The sequence below is a fragment of the Pelomonas dachongensis genome, from assembly GCF_043555865.1.
GTDB classification, from domain to species: Bacteria; Pseudomonadota; Gammaproteobacteria; order Burkholderiales; family Burkholderiaceae_C; genus Pelomonas; species Pelomonas dachongensis.
In genome coordinates this window covers 482520-494848 of the sequence record NZ_JBIGHY010000001.1, presented here as the reverse complement: position 1 = coordinate 494848, position 12329 = coordinate 482520, and the positions used below count along the sequence as shown (strand labels likewise).

Genomic DNA, 12329 nt, shown 5'->3' with positions numbered 1-12329 from the left:
GTCAGTGCGGCAGCACCAGCGTGACCTTCAACCCCGGCTCCGCCGCCTCGAACACCAGCCGCCCGCCGTGCAGTTCCATCACGCGCCGCGCGATGGCCAGGCCCAGGCCAGAACCCTTCACGAGGCTGCCGGGCCGCGCCGTCGAGAAGAAGCGCTGGCCCAGCTGTACAAACCCGGCCACCGGCACGCCCGGGCCGTGGTCGCGCAACGTCAGCCGCACACTGGCTGGCGTGGCGCTGACGGCCAGCGCCAGCACTGATCCGGCGGGAGCGAAGTCCAACGCATTGACCAGCACATTGCCGAAGGCCAGCTCCAGCAGTGCCGGATCGGCCGCCACGGTCACGTCGTCGCGCTGGCCCCAGACCACCTGCACGCGCTGCTGCTTCAAGCGCGGCTCCTGGCGCGCCAGCTGCGCATCGGCCCACGCGGCCAGTGCCAGCTGCTGGCGCTGACCGGGTTCGACCTGCGCCTCCAGCTGCGACAGCGCCAGCACGCGCTCCACCAGCGTCTGCAGCCGCGCAGTCTGGTCCAGCACCTGGGCGGCAAAGCGCTGGCGGTCGGCGGCGGGCAGCTCGTCCTGCAGCAGCTCGCCGCTGGCGCGCAGCGCGGCCAGCGGGCTCTTCAGCTCATGCGTCAGCGCGCGCACATCGTGCTCCAGCTGCTCGCGGCCTTCCAGCCGGCGGCGCATGGCGTCCATCGCGTGGGCCAGGTCGCCCAGCTCGCCGGGCACGTCGGGCGGCGCCAGGCTCTGGCCGGCCTGCACCTGCTGCGCATAGCGGCGCAGCCGCCGCACGCTGGCCACCAGCCACAGCGTGACGGCCACGCCCACGACCAGGCTGGCCGCCAGCAGCGCGGCGCCCGCCCAGAACACGCGGCGCTCCGCGCGGTCGATGAAGCGCTGCACGCTGGCCACCGGCTTAGCGACGCTGACGACGCCGAGTGTGCGACCGTCCTTCAGCACCGGCGCGGCGACGACCAGCAAGGTGCTGTCGCCCCGGCCGTAGGGGCTGGCGCGTGCACCGTAGCTGCCGCGCAGCGTCCGCGCCACGTCGTTCCACTGCGAATAGTCCTGACCCACGGCGGACGGCGTGCCCGAGTCCAGCACGACGCCCCCCTGCGCGTCGGTCACGTAGATGCGCAGGTCCAGGCTCTGCTTGCGCAGCCCCCAGATCATCACGTCCACGTCGCGGTTGACGTAACGCTGCAGCTGCGCGGCCAGGCGCCCGTCCGGCGCCGGCGGGCCGGCCGCCATCTCATCCGCCGCCACCTCGGCCAGCAGGTGGGCCGTGTCCACCATCAGGTCTTCCATGACCTCGCGCACGCTGGGCTTCACCTCGGCGAGGAAGACCTTCAGCAGCAGCAAGGCGCTGAGGCCGGCGATCAGGAAGAAGCCGAAGAAGACGCGCAGGCCGAGTCTCATGGCTCTAGCGAATAGCCCAGGCCTCGGTGCGTCTTGATCGGGTCGCGCGTCGGCGCGGCCTCGCGCAGCTTGGCGCGCAAGGTCTTGATATGCGTGTCCACCGTGCGATCGCCGCTGTCGGCGCTGCTGCCCCAGACGGCATCCAGCAGCGCGTCACGCGAGTGGATGCGCTGCGGCGCGGCCAGCAGCTTCAGCAGCAGGCCCAGCTCCAGCTTGGTGAGGTTCAGCAGCTGACCATCCAGCCGCACGCGCGCGCCGTCCACGTCGAAGCCGGCGCTCGCGCCCGGCTCGGCGGGCGCGGCCTGGGCGCGCCGCAGCAGCGCCCGCACGCGCGCCACCAGCTCGCGCGGGCTGAAGGGCTTGGCGAGGTAGTCGTCGGCGCCCAGCTCCAGGCCCAGCACGCGGTCCATTTCGTCGCTGCGCGCGCTGAGCACGATGACGGGAAGGTGGCGCAGCCGGCCGGCGCGCAGCTCACGGCACAGGTCCAGGCCGTGGCCGTCGGGCAGGCCGATGTCCAGGATCAGCAGGTCCGGCGCCGGGCTGCCGCGCAGCCGCTCGCGCGCCTCGGCGAGCCAGCCGCGGTGCTCGACGGCAAAACCCTCGCGGCGCAGCGCGAACGCGACCGTGTCCGCGATGGCGGGGTCGTCTTCCAGCAGCAGCACACGGGCGCTCACGCGCGCCAGCCTTTGGCCAGCGCCGACACCAGCTCGGCGGCCGTGCCGGTCGCACGGCTGAGCGGCAGCGCCTGGCCGGCCCACAGGCTGATGAAGTCGGCCTGGCCCGCCTTGGCGGCGGCCTGGCGCAGCGGGCGGCTGGCGGCATTGGGCTGCGGGAAGTCCGGCAACGCCACGCCGTCGAGTTCGCGCGTGAGGCGGTTGGCCACGCCGCGGGCCAGCCGGCCAGAGAAAGCGCGGGTCAGCGTTGAGTCGGCGTCGCGCGCGGCCAGTAGCGCGGTGCGGTAGGCCGACGACAGCGGGCATTCGTCCACCATCAGGAAAGCCGTGCCCACCGTCGCCGCGCTGGCGCCCAGCGCCTGCGCCGCCGCCACGCCGCGTGCATCGGCAATGCCACCGGCCGCGATGACCGGGATGTCCAGCGCGTCGACCAGCTGCGGCACCAGCGCCATCGTGCCGATCAGCGCGCCTTCCGCGCTGCCGAGGAAGCCGCCTCGGTGGCCGCCGGCCTCAAAGCCCTGGGCAATGACCGCATCGACGCCGCTGGCCTGCAGCGCCAGCCCTTCGGACACCTGGGTGGCTGTGCCAAGCACGGTGAAGCCTTGGGCCTTGAGCGCCGCCACACGCGCCGCGCCGGGGTCACCCATGACGAAGCTGATGGCGGCCGGCTGGGCAGCGATGGTGGCGGCGAGCTGGGCCTCGAAGTCCTCCTCGAACTGCGCGGGCCGCGCGGGCGCCGCCAGACCCAGCTCGGCATGCCAGACGGCCAGCCGCGCAAGGTAGGCGTCCAGCGCGGCGTCATCACGCTGCCAGGGTTGCGGGCAGAACAGATTGATGCCGAAGGGTTGGCTCGTACGTGCTCTGATGTCGGCGGCGATCTCGCCGATGCGCGCCGGCGCCAGGTAGGCCGCGCCGAGTTGACCGAACCCGCCGCCGGCCGACACCGCGGCCACCAGCGCGGCACTGGCGGCCTCGCCCGCCATCGGTGCCATCCAGATGGGCGGCAGGTGGAACAGGCTCATGTCGACCTGCTAGCGGCCGCCGGCCAGCACCGGGAACAGCTTCATCAACCCGTCAGCCAGCAACTCCACCGCCAGCGCAGCGAGGATGAGGCCCATCAGCCGCGTCATGATGTTGATGCCGGTCTGGCCCAGCACGCGGGCGATGCGGCCGGAGGCCGAGAAGGTCACGAACGTCACCACCGCCACGACCACGCCGTAGCCGCATAGCACGGCCAGCTCCCACCAGTGCCGGGTCTTATCGGCGTAGATGACCATGGTGGAGATGGTGGCCGGCCCGGTCAGCAGCGGAATGGCCAGCGGCACCACTGCGATGCTGGCGCCGGCGTCCACCTTGCTGTCGCCGTCGCTGACGTCTTGCGGTCCCACCTCGGCGGGCTTGGCGTTCAGCATCTGCAGCGAACTGATCAGCAGCAGGCAGCCGCCGCCGACCTGGAAGCTGGCCAGCGAGATGCCGAAAAACTCGATGATCTTGAGCCCGAACAACGCCGACAACGCGATGACGATGCCCGCCGTGCAGGCGCTGACGAGGATGGTCCTGCGCCGCTGCTCGCGCGAGAAGCTGCTGGTGAAGTGGATGAAGAAAGGCACCACGCCGACCGGGTTGACGATGGCCAGCAGCGCGACGAGGGGCTTGACGATGTCCATGGGCGGCGATTGTGCGGGCTGCCCGCTGTCTGCGACCTGCGGAATCGGGCGCCGCGGTCAGTCGGCTTCGGTCACCGCCAGGTACACCGCGCAGCAGCCGCGCAGCCACACCAGCGTGGGCAGCACCAGCGCCAGCGCGAACACCACGCCGCCGCCGATCAGCGCCGCCAGCCCCAGGCTGCCGCCCTGCAGCGCCACGCCGCTGGCATTCAGGCCCCGCGGACCCAGGCCCATGACACCCGCCAGCAGCTGGCGCGCCGGTAGATCGACGCCGACGCCCAGGATGGCCAGCCCCGCCAGCAGCTGGCTGCCAGTGACGACGACGAAGCTGACCGCCGCGGTCGCCAGCGCGACCATCAGATAGACGGCCGCCATCAGCAGCGCTGTCTCGGGCAGGCCATGGCGCAGGCGGCCGCGCAGGAACACCAGCACCTCGCGGCTGTGCCGCCCCGCCCACACCGCCGGCCCGGCCAGCGGACCGACCAGAATGACCAGGACGAACGCCATGCCGCCCAGCAGCAGCACGCCCAAGGGCAGCACCACGCCCAGCAACGGCGCCCCCAGCCAGGGCAGGCGCGTGGCCCACAGCAGCGCAGCCAGCGCCGCCACGCCCACCGCGGACACCATCACGCAGACCAGCAGCGCCAGCAACACGCGGTGGCTGCCCCGCAACGCCTGCGACAGCGCGTCCTGCGGATCGCGCACCGTCCGGCCGCGCGCCTGGTCCATCAGCATCAGGCCCGTGGCATTGACGCTGAAAAAGGCGACAGCCAGAGCCAGGCCCAGCCACAGCGCCCCCAACAGGTCCTGCTCCCGGCCCAGCGCGGAGCGCGCCATCGCCAGCAGCAGCCCCGCCACGCAGAACCCCATCAACAGGGCATAGAGCGCACGCAGGTTGCGCGTGGCATCGATGCTGGCAAGCACGCGGGCCAGCGAGGGAAGCAGGGATTGGGTCATCTGGCAGTGATCGTATCCATGACGCGACGATGTGACAGCGGCGTCGCCAGGGTTTGTGCTAGCTCGGAAAAACAACACTTGTAAAAGGCCGCTATTCGAAAGCGCGGACCCCACCACCATAATGATTTGCCTGTGTCTGGACGCCGCACCTTCGCTTGAATGGTTCACGATGGGTTGAAGCTCCACATGGTTTTTTGATTTTTGAGTTAGAGAAGGGCTTCCCCATGGGAAACAAGCTTTATGTAGGCAATCTGGCCTACAGCGTGCGTGACGAATCGCTGCAAGAGGCATTCGGTCAGTTCGGCACCGTGACCTCCGCAAAGGTCATGATGGATCGTGAGACGGGCCGCTCCAAAGGTTTCGGCTTCGTCGAAATGGGTTCCGATGCCGAGGCGCAAGCCGCCATCAATGGCATGAACGGCCAGGCCCTCGAAGGCCGCGCCATCGTTGTGAACGAGGCTCGTCCCCGTGAAGAGCGTCCGGGCGGCTTCGGCGGCGGCGGTGGTGGCTTCGGCGGCGGTGGCCGTTCGGGCGGCGGCGGCTTCGGCGGCGGTGGCCGTTCGGGTGGCGGCGGCTACGGCGGTGGCGGTAGCAGCGGTGGCGGCTACGGTGGTGGCGGCGGCTACGGCGGTGGTGGCGGTGGCCGCTCCGGCGGTGGCGGCGGCTACGGCGGTGGTGGTGGTGGCGGCGGCTACGGTGGCGGCGGCGGCCGTTCCGGTGGCGGCGGCTACGGTGGCGGCGGCCGCTCCGGCGGTGGCGGCGGCTACGGTGGCGGTGGCTACTGATCGCCAGCCCTGACCGGCTAGCAACAAGCAAGGCGCCTTCGGGCGCCTTGTGTCTTTCTGGGGCCCCGCGTGGGGCCTTTTTCGTTCAGTAGCCCAGCGTCAGCTTGGCGAACAGTTCACTGTGACGGGCGAGTCCCGGGCGTTCGCTGGCGCGGTTCAGGCCCAGGCTGAAGATGCGCGACAGGCCGATGCGATGCTGGAACATCAGGGCCAGTTGGCGATCGGTCCCGTCCTCCGCGGCCAGCTCCGCACTGACATCCGCGCGCCGCGTGAAGCGGGTCTGCTGGTGGATGACGCGCAGCGAGTCACGCGCGCTGAGGTGCAGCACGACAAGGGTCTGCGCGCTGCGGTCCGTGAAGGCGCGCTGACCCGAGGGCCCGTCCACCCAGCCCAGGCCCAGGCGCTGCTCGAACTCCAGCCACCAGCCCGCGGGCAGCGGCGTGCGCAGCTTGGCCTCGAACTGCGCCTGCAGGCCGGTGCCGACACGGTCGGCGTCCACGTCCAGCCGGCGGCCCCATTCGACCTCGGCCATCAGGAAGCTCAACAGCTCGCCCGGGTTGGACTCGAAGCCCAGCATCAGCGTGCGCGTGTCGTGCAGGCGGCCGCCGCTTTTCGCGCGCAGGCTGTCCAGCCCCACATGGCCCCAGACGCCGGTGTTGCGCGCTGCGGCGAACCAGAAGCCGGGGCGGAACAGCCGGTCGACGACCTGCCCGCCCGCCACGCGCAGCAAGGGGTCGGCAACGGTCTGGGTCTGCTGCACCGTCAGCTGCAGTTCGCTCTCGTGCATGGCCAGGCCCGCCAGCTCGCGTTCGCCCAGGCGCAGATAGCCGAACGCCGACGCGCGGCGCACGCCGCTCTGGTTGACGAAGCCGTTGTCGTTGGCGAAGCGCGGGCTGATCTCCTCCACGTTGACGTTGGCGAACCAGTCCGCGTCGAGATGGCGCCAGCCCAGCCAGGCGCGGTGGCCGCGCTGTCGGTCGACCCGCTGCACGTCGCCCGCGTCGTCCACGCCCAGCGTGGTGCTGGACAGCAGCAGGTGGCCGCGCCACTGATCGCTGTCGCCGGCCCGCCAGACGCCGTCGCTGCCGACCACCTGCGTGCCCAGGCCATGGCCGAAGTCGCGACGCGACAGCAGACCGGCCAGCCCAATGGGGCCGAACTGCCGCCGGCCCCGCGCGAAGCTGGCCTCGGAGTCACGCGGCTGCGTGCCCACGCGGGTGGCGAACGCACCGGCACGCAGCACCGGGCCGCCGCCGGCGTCGCGCAGGTGCAGCGCAGTGGCCTCGGCGCCGGCGCCGCGCCAGGTGGCACGCAGGCCCCAGTCGGGGTCGGTGATGGCGCGCGTGTAAAAGGCCGCGAGGCTGCGGTTCTCGCCGGACTCGTCGGGCTGCGTCGGGCCCACCACGTCGGCGCTTTCCAGGAAGAACGGCCGCTTCTCCGGCACGCTGAGCGCGAAGCGCGTGTTGCCGGCCAGTTGCGGCGCGTCCAGCTCCACCTGCGAGAAGTCGGGGTTCAGCGTCGCGTCGATGACCCAGTCGGCGCGCGGCCGCCACTTGAACTCGGCGCCCAGCGAGGCCTTGCGCGCGCGCCGCGTCGTGCCGTCCGCATCGGTGTCGCGCGTGCTGCGCAGCGTCAGCTCAGGGCGCAACGCAAAGAAGCCGCGCTCGCGCACCTGCTCGACCAGATCGTCCAGGCCCTCCAGCGGCTGCAGCTCGGCGATGAAGTGCAGCGCGTCTTTGGTCAGCGGCGCACTGAGGTTCAGCGTGCGCTCCTCGCGCGGGATGCTGCGCGCGACCATGACGCGCCAGGGCGCGCCGTCCGCATGCGGATAGCGCAGCGCCGCCAGCGGCCAGCGCAGCTCCACGCTGTAGCCGTCGGGCAGGCGCTGCACGGCGGCCTGCACATCGAAGTCGGGCGCCGCGTCCTCGCTGGCTTCCTCGGCGGCGTACAGCCCGTCTTCCACCGCACCGGCTGCGCTGACGCGCACGTACTGCGCAGTGCGGCGGTGCCCCACGGCGTCGATGAAGACGGACACGAAGTCCTGGTCGGCTTTGACCTGGTCACGCCGGGCCAGCGGCGCGCGGATGCGCTCGGGCTGCGGGTCCCAGGCGCGGATCCCGAACACCAGCGCATCGGCGGTGACGAGCACCTGCACGCTGGTGCGCCAGCGCGCAGGCTGCCTGTCGGCTGGCAGGTATTGCACGAAGCGGTCGTGCGCGGGCGCACGCAGCCAGGCGGAGTCGTCGAGACGACCGTCGATCTGCGGCGGCGCGTCAGTGGTGGCGAGGCGCAAGGCCGTGGGGTGGTTGTGGGCCCAGGCCGGCAGGGCCAGGGCGAGCAGTCCCAGGCCAAGGAGGCGGAATGTCATGATGTGAACGAACCGAGGGCCGCAGCCCGGGTCGGGTGCGGCGAAATGCTAGGAGGCCCGGTGGCGGGCAGCGGCAGCGCGCGCTGGAATGAACGTCAGCGCGCGGTCGTCAGCAGGGGTGAAGAACCTTCAGCATGGTGCCCTCCTCGGCCGCTGTGGTCGTGCGGCAATCGGTGCGAGGCCCGCAGTGTAGCTACTCGCCCGCGCGCTTCTTGCGGGCGCGGCCTGCCAGCGCGTGGTCGTACAGCCGGTTGGGCAGCAGCCGCAGGATCTTGGCCAGCACACCCATCTGCCACGGGATGACGCGGTAGCTGACCTGCGCGCGGATGCTTCGCACGGCCTGGTCGGCGAAGTCGTCCACCGGCATCAGGAAAGGCATGCTGTAGCGATTGCCGCGCGTCAGCGGCGTGTCGATGTAGCCCGGCAGCAGCGTGACCACCTTGACGCCGAACGGCCGGCATTCGCCACGCAGACTCTCGCAGTAGGCGACGACGGCGGACTTGCTGGCGCTGTACGCGCCGTGCCCCGGCAGGCCGCGGATGGCGGCCACGCTGGCGATGCCCACCAGCGTGCCCGAGCCGCGCGCATTCATCGCCGCGACGAACGGGTGGAAGGTCGCGGCCAGGCCGACGTTGTTGGTCGCGAACACGCGGCGCATCACGTCGAGGTCGGCGAACTGGGTGGTGTCCATGCCGATACTGATGCCGGCGTTGGCGATGACGACGTCCGGCAGGCCTTGCGCGTCGATGCAGTCGCGCCCCGCATGGGCGATGGATTCGCTGTCGGCCACGTCGGCGCCGTAGACTTTGAAGCGTGCGCCGTCGAGCTGCTGCTCCGCGGCCCAGCGTTCGACCTCGGCGGTGCGGCGCGCGACCAGCGCAAGGCGGGCGCCGTCGCGGTAGTAGCGCAGCGCCAACGCCTGGCCGATGCCGCTGGAGGCACCGGTGATGAACACCAGCTCGCTCATCGCGGCGTCCGGGAAACGATCTGCCCCTGCGCCTTGCCGGTGAAGGTCAGCCGGCCGGTCAGGTGGCGGTACTCGAAGTTGCTGGTGTTCAGCGTCGTGCCGCCCTGGCGGATCGTGACCGGCAGGTGCGAGCGCAGGATCTCGCTGTTGGACAAGGCCTGCAGGAACTCGCCGCGCACTTCCATCAGTGCCGGACCGCTTTCGCCCGAGCCGGCCGGCAGGCGGCGCAGCCGCACGTCGCCCAGCAATTGCAGGTCGCTGCCGTCGCCATTGCTCAACGCGCGCTTGGCCTCGGCCAGCGCCAGCGTGCCATCAGGCGCCACCGCGCGCAGGCGCACGTTGTCAATCTCTATCGTGTCGGTGTCGGGGTAGTGGCGCAGCTCCGCACCGGCGATCTGCACGTTCAGGCGCCCGTCCGCACCAATGCGCTGGATCTCGAAGTTGGCCATGCGGTAGTCGGGCACGTGGCGCAGCGGCGCGCGCTCGCCCGGATCACCCAGCACCGGCGTGTTCTTCACCAGCCACCAGGTGCCGCTGGCGAGCACCGCCATCAGCAGCAGCGGCAGGTAGTTGGACACCACGCTCTGCAGCCGCCACAACCAGGGTTGGGCGCGCTGGCGGCGGCTGGGCAGCGGGGCGGGCAACGCAGCAGTCAAGACTTGCCCCCATCCAGCGTGTCGTGATGCGCGCGCAGCAGCCGCTCGTAGTGGCCGGCCGCCATCAGCAGCAGATCGCAGAATTCGCGCGCGGCGCCGTAGCCCGCGGCGGCCTGGGTGATGTAGTGCGCCACACCCCTGGCCTCGGCATGCGCGCCGGGCGGCGCGGCGGCGAAACCCGCGCGGGCCAGCAGCGGCAGGTCGGGCCAGTCGTCGCCGATGGCAGCGACCTCGCCCCACGTGGCGCCGAACTGGGCCAGCAGCGGCGTGGCGGCGGCCAGCTTGTCCTTCACGCCGTGCATGGCGTGCGTCAGGCCCAGGTCGGCCACACGCCGGCGCACGCCGGGGCTGTCGCGGCCGGTGATGATGACGGGCGTGATGCCGGCCTGCTGCAGCAGCTTCAGGCCATGGCCGTCCAGCGTGGAGAAGGCCTTCTGGTCTTCTCCGTTGGCGCCGATGTAGATACGGCCATCGGTCAGCACGCCGTCGACATCGAAGAGCGCCAGCTTGACGCCCAGGCCCGTGCCCTGCGCCTTGACCAGGAGCTCGGGAGGAAAGCTCAGCGCCGCCATCAAATCACCTTCGCGCGCATCAGGTCGTTGATGCTGATCGCCCCCAGCAGGCGCTTCTCGGCATCGACGACGAGGACCACCGTGATGCGCGCTGCTTCCATCAGGTCGGCCGCGTCCACGGCCAGTGCGTCGGCGCCCACCGTGCGCGGCTTCGCGTGGGCCACCTCGGCGGCCGTCAGCGCGCGCAGGTCGCGGCCTTGCTCAATGAGGCGGCGCAGGTCGCCGTCCGTGAAGATGCCTTGCACGCGGTCATCGGCATCGACGACGACCGCCATGCCCAATGCCTTGGCGCTCATCTCGCGCATCAGGTCGGTGAAGCTGGTCGTGCCGGCCACGCGCGGCAGCGCATCGCCGCTGCGCATCAGGTCGCGCACATGCGTCAGCAGCTTGCGTCCCAGCGCACCGCCGGGGTGCGAGCGCGCGAAGTCCTCGGCCTTGAAGCCGCGCGCGTCCAGCAGCGCCACGGCCAGCGCGTCGCCCAGCGCCATCTGCGCCGTGGTGCTAGCCGTGGGCGCCAGTTGCAGCGGGCAAGCCTCCTCGGGCACGGCGCTGTCCAGCACCACGTCGGCATGCGCGGCAAGGCTGGACTCGCCACGGCCGGTCATCGCGATGACCGGGATGCCCAGGCGCTTGAGCACCGGCAGGATGGCGTTCAGCTCGTCGCTCTCGCCGGAGTTGGACAGCGCCAGCACGATGTCGCCGGGCGTGACCATACCCAGGTCGCCATGCGCCGCCTCGGCAGGATGGACGAACAGCGCAGGCGTGCCGGTGGAGGCCAGGGTCGCGGCGATCTTGCGGCCCACGTGGCCGCTCTTGCCCATGCCCATGACGGCGACGCGACCCCGGCAGGCCAGCACGGCCTGCACGGCGCGGGCGAAGGCGTCGCCCAGCCGCGGACCCAGCTCGGTCAGCGCGCGGGCCTCGACCGCGAGGGCCTGCTGCCCCATGCGGATGGCACGCGGGGCATCGAAAACGGGGGAACTCATGCGGCCAGTGTAGACAGGCTCCACGGTTGCCACCGAGACGGGGCCGGGGCGTGGGCCCGGCTGTCCGGCAATGGGCAGCTCCAGCAAGACGCCAGAACGCGCGGGGTGAAAAAGACCTCGGCCCGGGCGCCGCGCGCTGCTGAAGATTGATGCATCGCTGAGATGATGCGCAGGCCATGCGCCCACACCACCTCACCCTCCTCCTCGCTGCAGCCCTGACGGCCTGCGCGTCCTCCAGCCAGGACAAGGCCGCCAACGCAGCCACCAAGGCGGCCACCACGCCGTTGTCCGACCTGAACGTCGTGCGCGCGGACATCCCGCCAGCGCTGAAGGCCGCGGCCACCGCGCCGTATGCCATGCCGGCCGATGCGAGCTGTGCCGGCATCGCGACGGCCATTCGCGACCTGGATGAAGTGCTGGGCCCCGACCTGGATGCCCCGGCCAGCAACGGCAACACCGGCCTGCTGGAGCGCGGCGAGGACGCCGCCGCGAACGCGCTGCAGCGCACCGCGGAAGGCGTCATGCCGTTCCGCGGCTGGGTGCGCAAGCTCAGCGGCGCCGAGCGCTATGCCAAACAGGTCAGCGCGGCCATCACGGCCGGCGGCGTCAGGCGCGGCTTCCTGCGCGGGCTTGCCGTTGCCAAGACCTGCGTGGCCGCGCCGTCCAAGGCGGGCTGACGCACCCGCTGCGCGGCTAGCGCCGCGCCGTCTGGGTGCCGAACTCGGCGTCGACGAGCGGCTCGTCGTTGTCGGGCGCTTCGATGATGCGGTCGACGCCGATGTCCGACGCCTCGGTCTCGTCCGAGTCCTCGCCCGTGCCCTCGATGGGCGCCAGGGCCTGGTCGCGACTCAGCGTGACGTCCACCGGCTCGCCGGGGTCGGCGGCCGGCAGGCGGTCGGCGCCCAGCGTGTCGCTGCCGCTGTCGGTGCTGTCGGACGGGCCGAGCGCTTCTTCATCCGTGCCCTGGGGGCGCTGGGGTGCCTTGTCGATGCCCAGCAGGCTGCTGTGTCCCATGGTGATCTCCTCAGTGCTCTCGACCGGCGGGCGGGTGCGCGTCGTCCTTGCCATGCTCGGCCGCCTCGATGGCCTCGGCCTTGTCCTTGGCGGACCGCGGGACGTCGTGGGGCATCTTGTCGAGCTTGTGCCCGTCGTCACGCGGGTGGCCCACGGTGTCGATGGGCTTGCGGTTGTTCATGCGGGTGTTGGGGGTGGGCATGTCGCTTCCTTGGTTCATGACTGCGAGGAGCCAGTCTGCGCCGCTCTAGCGGCCACGGGCG

General features: G+C 71.5%; 14 protein-coding genes. 2 read left to right on the top strand and 12 right to left on the bottom strand.

The window, feature by feature from the left end:
• Nucleotide 1 precedes the first annotated feature (1 nt).
• From creC to ACG02S_RS02415, 5 genes are read right to left on the bottom strand one after another with little or no spacing between them, the layout of a single operon-like run.
• Nucleotides 2–1420 carry a two-component system sensor histidine kinase CreC gene (gene creC, locus ACG02S_RS02435; protein WP_394468845.1) on the bottom strand — a complete coding sequence of 473 codons (1419 nt, stop codon included), beginning with the start codon at nt 1418–1420 and terminating at the stop codon, nt 2–4.
• Nucleotides 1417–2094 carry a two-component system response regulator CreB gene (gene creB / locus ACG02S_RS02430; protein WP_394468844.1) on the bottom strand — a complete coding sequence of 226 codons (678 nt, stop codon included), beginning with the start codon at nt 2092–2094 and terminating at the stop codon, nt 1417–1419. The genes creC and creB overlap by 4 nt, the downstream gene beginning before the upstream one ends.
• Nucleotides 2091–3116, bottom strand: a complete 1026-nt coding sequence (locus ACG02S_RS02425) for an NAD(P)H-dependent flavin oxidoreductase (protein ID WP_394468843.1) — start codon at nt 3114–3116, stop codon at nt 2091–2093. The genes creB and ACG02S_RS02425 overlap by 4 nt, the downstream gene beginning before the upstream one ends.
• A gap of 9 nt (nt 3117–3125) precedes the next feature.
• A complete protein-coding gene (locus tag ACG02S_RS02420) occupies nt 3126–3761 on the bottom strand; it encodes a MarC family protein (protein ID WP_394468842.1) in 636 nt (211 codons plus the stop codon).
• A gap of 57 nt (nt 3762–3818) precedes the next feature.
• Nucleotides 3819–4718: a hypothetical protein gene (locus ACG02S_RS02415; RefSeq protein ID WP_394468841.1), complete on the bottom strand. Its 900-nt coding sequence runs from the start codon at nt 4716–4718 to the stop codon at nt 3819–3821.
• A gap of 224 nt (nt 4719–4942) precedes the next feature.
• Between ACG02S_RS02415 and ACG02S_RS02410 the strand changes: the two genes are divergently transcribed.
• Nucleotides 4943–5503, top strand: coding sequence for an RNA recognition motif domain-containing protein (locus ACG02S_RS02410; protein WP_394468840.1), 561 nt, complete (start codon nt 4943–4945; stop codon nt 5501–5503).
• 85 nt (nt 5504–5588) lie between these two features.
• On the opposite strand, the gene ACG02S_RS02405 is transcribed toward ACG02S_RS02410, so the two are convergent.
• The 5 genes from ACG02S_RS02405 to ACG02S_RS02385 form a co-directional block, all read right to left on the bottom strand.
• Nucleotides 5589–7871 carry a DUF5916 domain-containing protein gene (locus ACG02S_RS02405; RefSeq protein WP_394468839.1) on the bottom strand — a complete coding sequence of 761 codons (2283 nt, stop codon included), beginning with the start codon at nt 7869–7871 and terminating at the stop codon, nt 5589–5591.
• Between the two features lie 193 nt (nt 7872–8064).
• Nucleotides 8065–8838 carry an SDR family oxidoreductase gene (locus ACG02S_RS02400; protein WP_394468838.1) on the bottom strand — a complete coding sequence of 258 codons (774 nt, stop codon included), beginning with the start codon at nt 8836–8838 and terminating at the stop codon, nt 8065–8067.
• Nucleotides 8835–9482, bottom strand: a complete 648-nt coding sequence (lptC, locus tag ACG02S_RS02395) for an LPS export ABC transporter periplasmic protein LptC (protein WP_394468837.1) — start codon at nt 9480–9482, stop codon at nt 8835–8837. The genes ACG02S_RS02400 and lptC overlap by 4 nt, the downstream gene beginning before the upstream one ends.
• Nucleotides 9483–9490: 8 nt before the next feature.
• Nucleotides 9491–10066, bottom strand: coding sequence for a KdsC family phosphatase (locus ACG02S_RS02390; RefSeq protein WP_394468836.1), 576 nt, complete (start codon nt 10064–10066; stop codon nt 9491–9493).
• Nucleotides 10066–11052 carry a KpsF/GutQ family sugar-phosphate isomerase gene (locus tag ACG02S_RS02385; RefSeq protein WP_394468835.1) on the bottom strand — a complete coding sequence of 329 codons (987 nt, stop codon included), beginning with the start codon at nt 11050–11052 and terminating at the stop codon, nt 10066–10068. Before ACG02S_RS02385 ends, ACG02S_RS02390 begins: the two co-directional genes overlap by 1 nt.
• A gap of 176 nt (nt 11053–11228) precedes the next feature.
• Here ACG02S_RS02385 and ACG02S_RS02380 point away from each other — a divergent pair, with 176 nt between their 5' ends.
• Nucleotides 11229–11729, top strand: a complete 501-nt coding sequence (locus ACG02S_RS02380; protein WP_394468834.1) for a hypothetical protein — start codon at nt 11229–11231, stop codon at nt 11727–11729.
• 16 nt (nt 11730–11745) lie between these two features.
• Here ACG02S_RS02380 and ACG02S_RS02375 read toward each other — a convergent pair whose 3' ends face one another.
• Nucleotides 11746–12066 (bottom strand): chemotaxis protein, encoded by a 321-nt coding sequence (locus ACG02S_RS02375; RefSeq protein WP_394468833.1) that lies wholly within the window; start codon nt 12064–12066, stop codon nt 11746–11748.
• A 10-nt stretch (nt 12067–12076) separates the two neighbouring features.
• Nucleotides 12077–12268, bottom strand: a complete 192-nt coding sequence (locus ACG02S_RS02370) for a hypothetical protein (protein WP_394468832.1) — start codon at nt 12266–12268, stop codon at nt 12077–12079.
• Between the last annotated feature and the right edge of the window lie 61 nt (nt 12269–12329).

Coding starts and splice junctions, on each gene's coding strand:
- creC (WP_394468845.1), bottom strand. CDS start 1,420: ATGAGACTCGGCCTGCGCGTCTTCTTCGGCTTCTTCCTGATCGCCGGC.
- ACG02S_RS02415 (WP_394468841.1), bottom strand. CDS start 4,718: ATGACCCAATCCCTGCTTCCCTCGCTGGCCCGCGTGCTTGCCAGCATC.
- ACG02S_RS02410 (WP_394468840.1), top strand. CDS start 4,943: ATGGGAAACAAGCTTTATGTAGGCAATCTGGCCTACAGCGTGCGTGAC.
- ACG02S_RS02400 (WP_394468838.1), bottom strand. CDS start 8,838: ATGAGCGAGCTGGTGTTCATCACCGGTGCCTCCAGCGGCATCGGCCAG.
- ACG02S_RS02405 (WP_394468839.1), bottom strand. CDS start 7,871: ATGACATTCCGCCTCCTTGGCCTGGGACTGCTCGCCCTGGCCCTGCCG.
- ACG02S_RS02385 (WP_394468835.1), bottom strand. CDS start 11,052: ATGAGTTCCCCCGTTTTCGATGCCCCGCGTGCCATCCGCATGGGGCAG.
- ACG02S_RS02380 (WP_394468834.1), top strand. CDS start 11,229: ATGCGCCCACACCACCTCACCCTCCTCCTCGCTGCAGCCCTGACGGCC.
- ACG02S_RS02425 (WP_394468843.1), bottom strand. CDS start 3,116: ATGAGCCTGTTCCACCTGCCGCCCATCTGGATGGCACCGATGGCGGGC.
- ACG02S_RS02370 (WP_394468832.1), bottom strand. CDS start 12,268: ATGCCCACCCCCAACACCCGCATGAACAACCGCAAGCCCATCGACACC.
- ACG02S_RS02390 (WP_394468836.1), bottom strand. CDS start 10,066: ATGGCGGCGCTGAGCTTTCCTCCCGAGCTCCTGGTCAAGGCGCAGGGC.
- ACG02S_RS02375 (WP_394468833.1), bottom strand. CDS start 12,066: ATGGGACACAGCAGCCTGCTGGGCATCGACAAGGCACCCCAGCGCCCC.
- ACG02S_RS02420 (WP_394468842.1), bottom strand. CDS start 3,761: ATGGACATCGTCAAGCCCCTCGTCGCGCTGCTGGCCATCGTCAACCCG.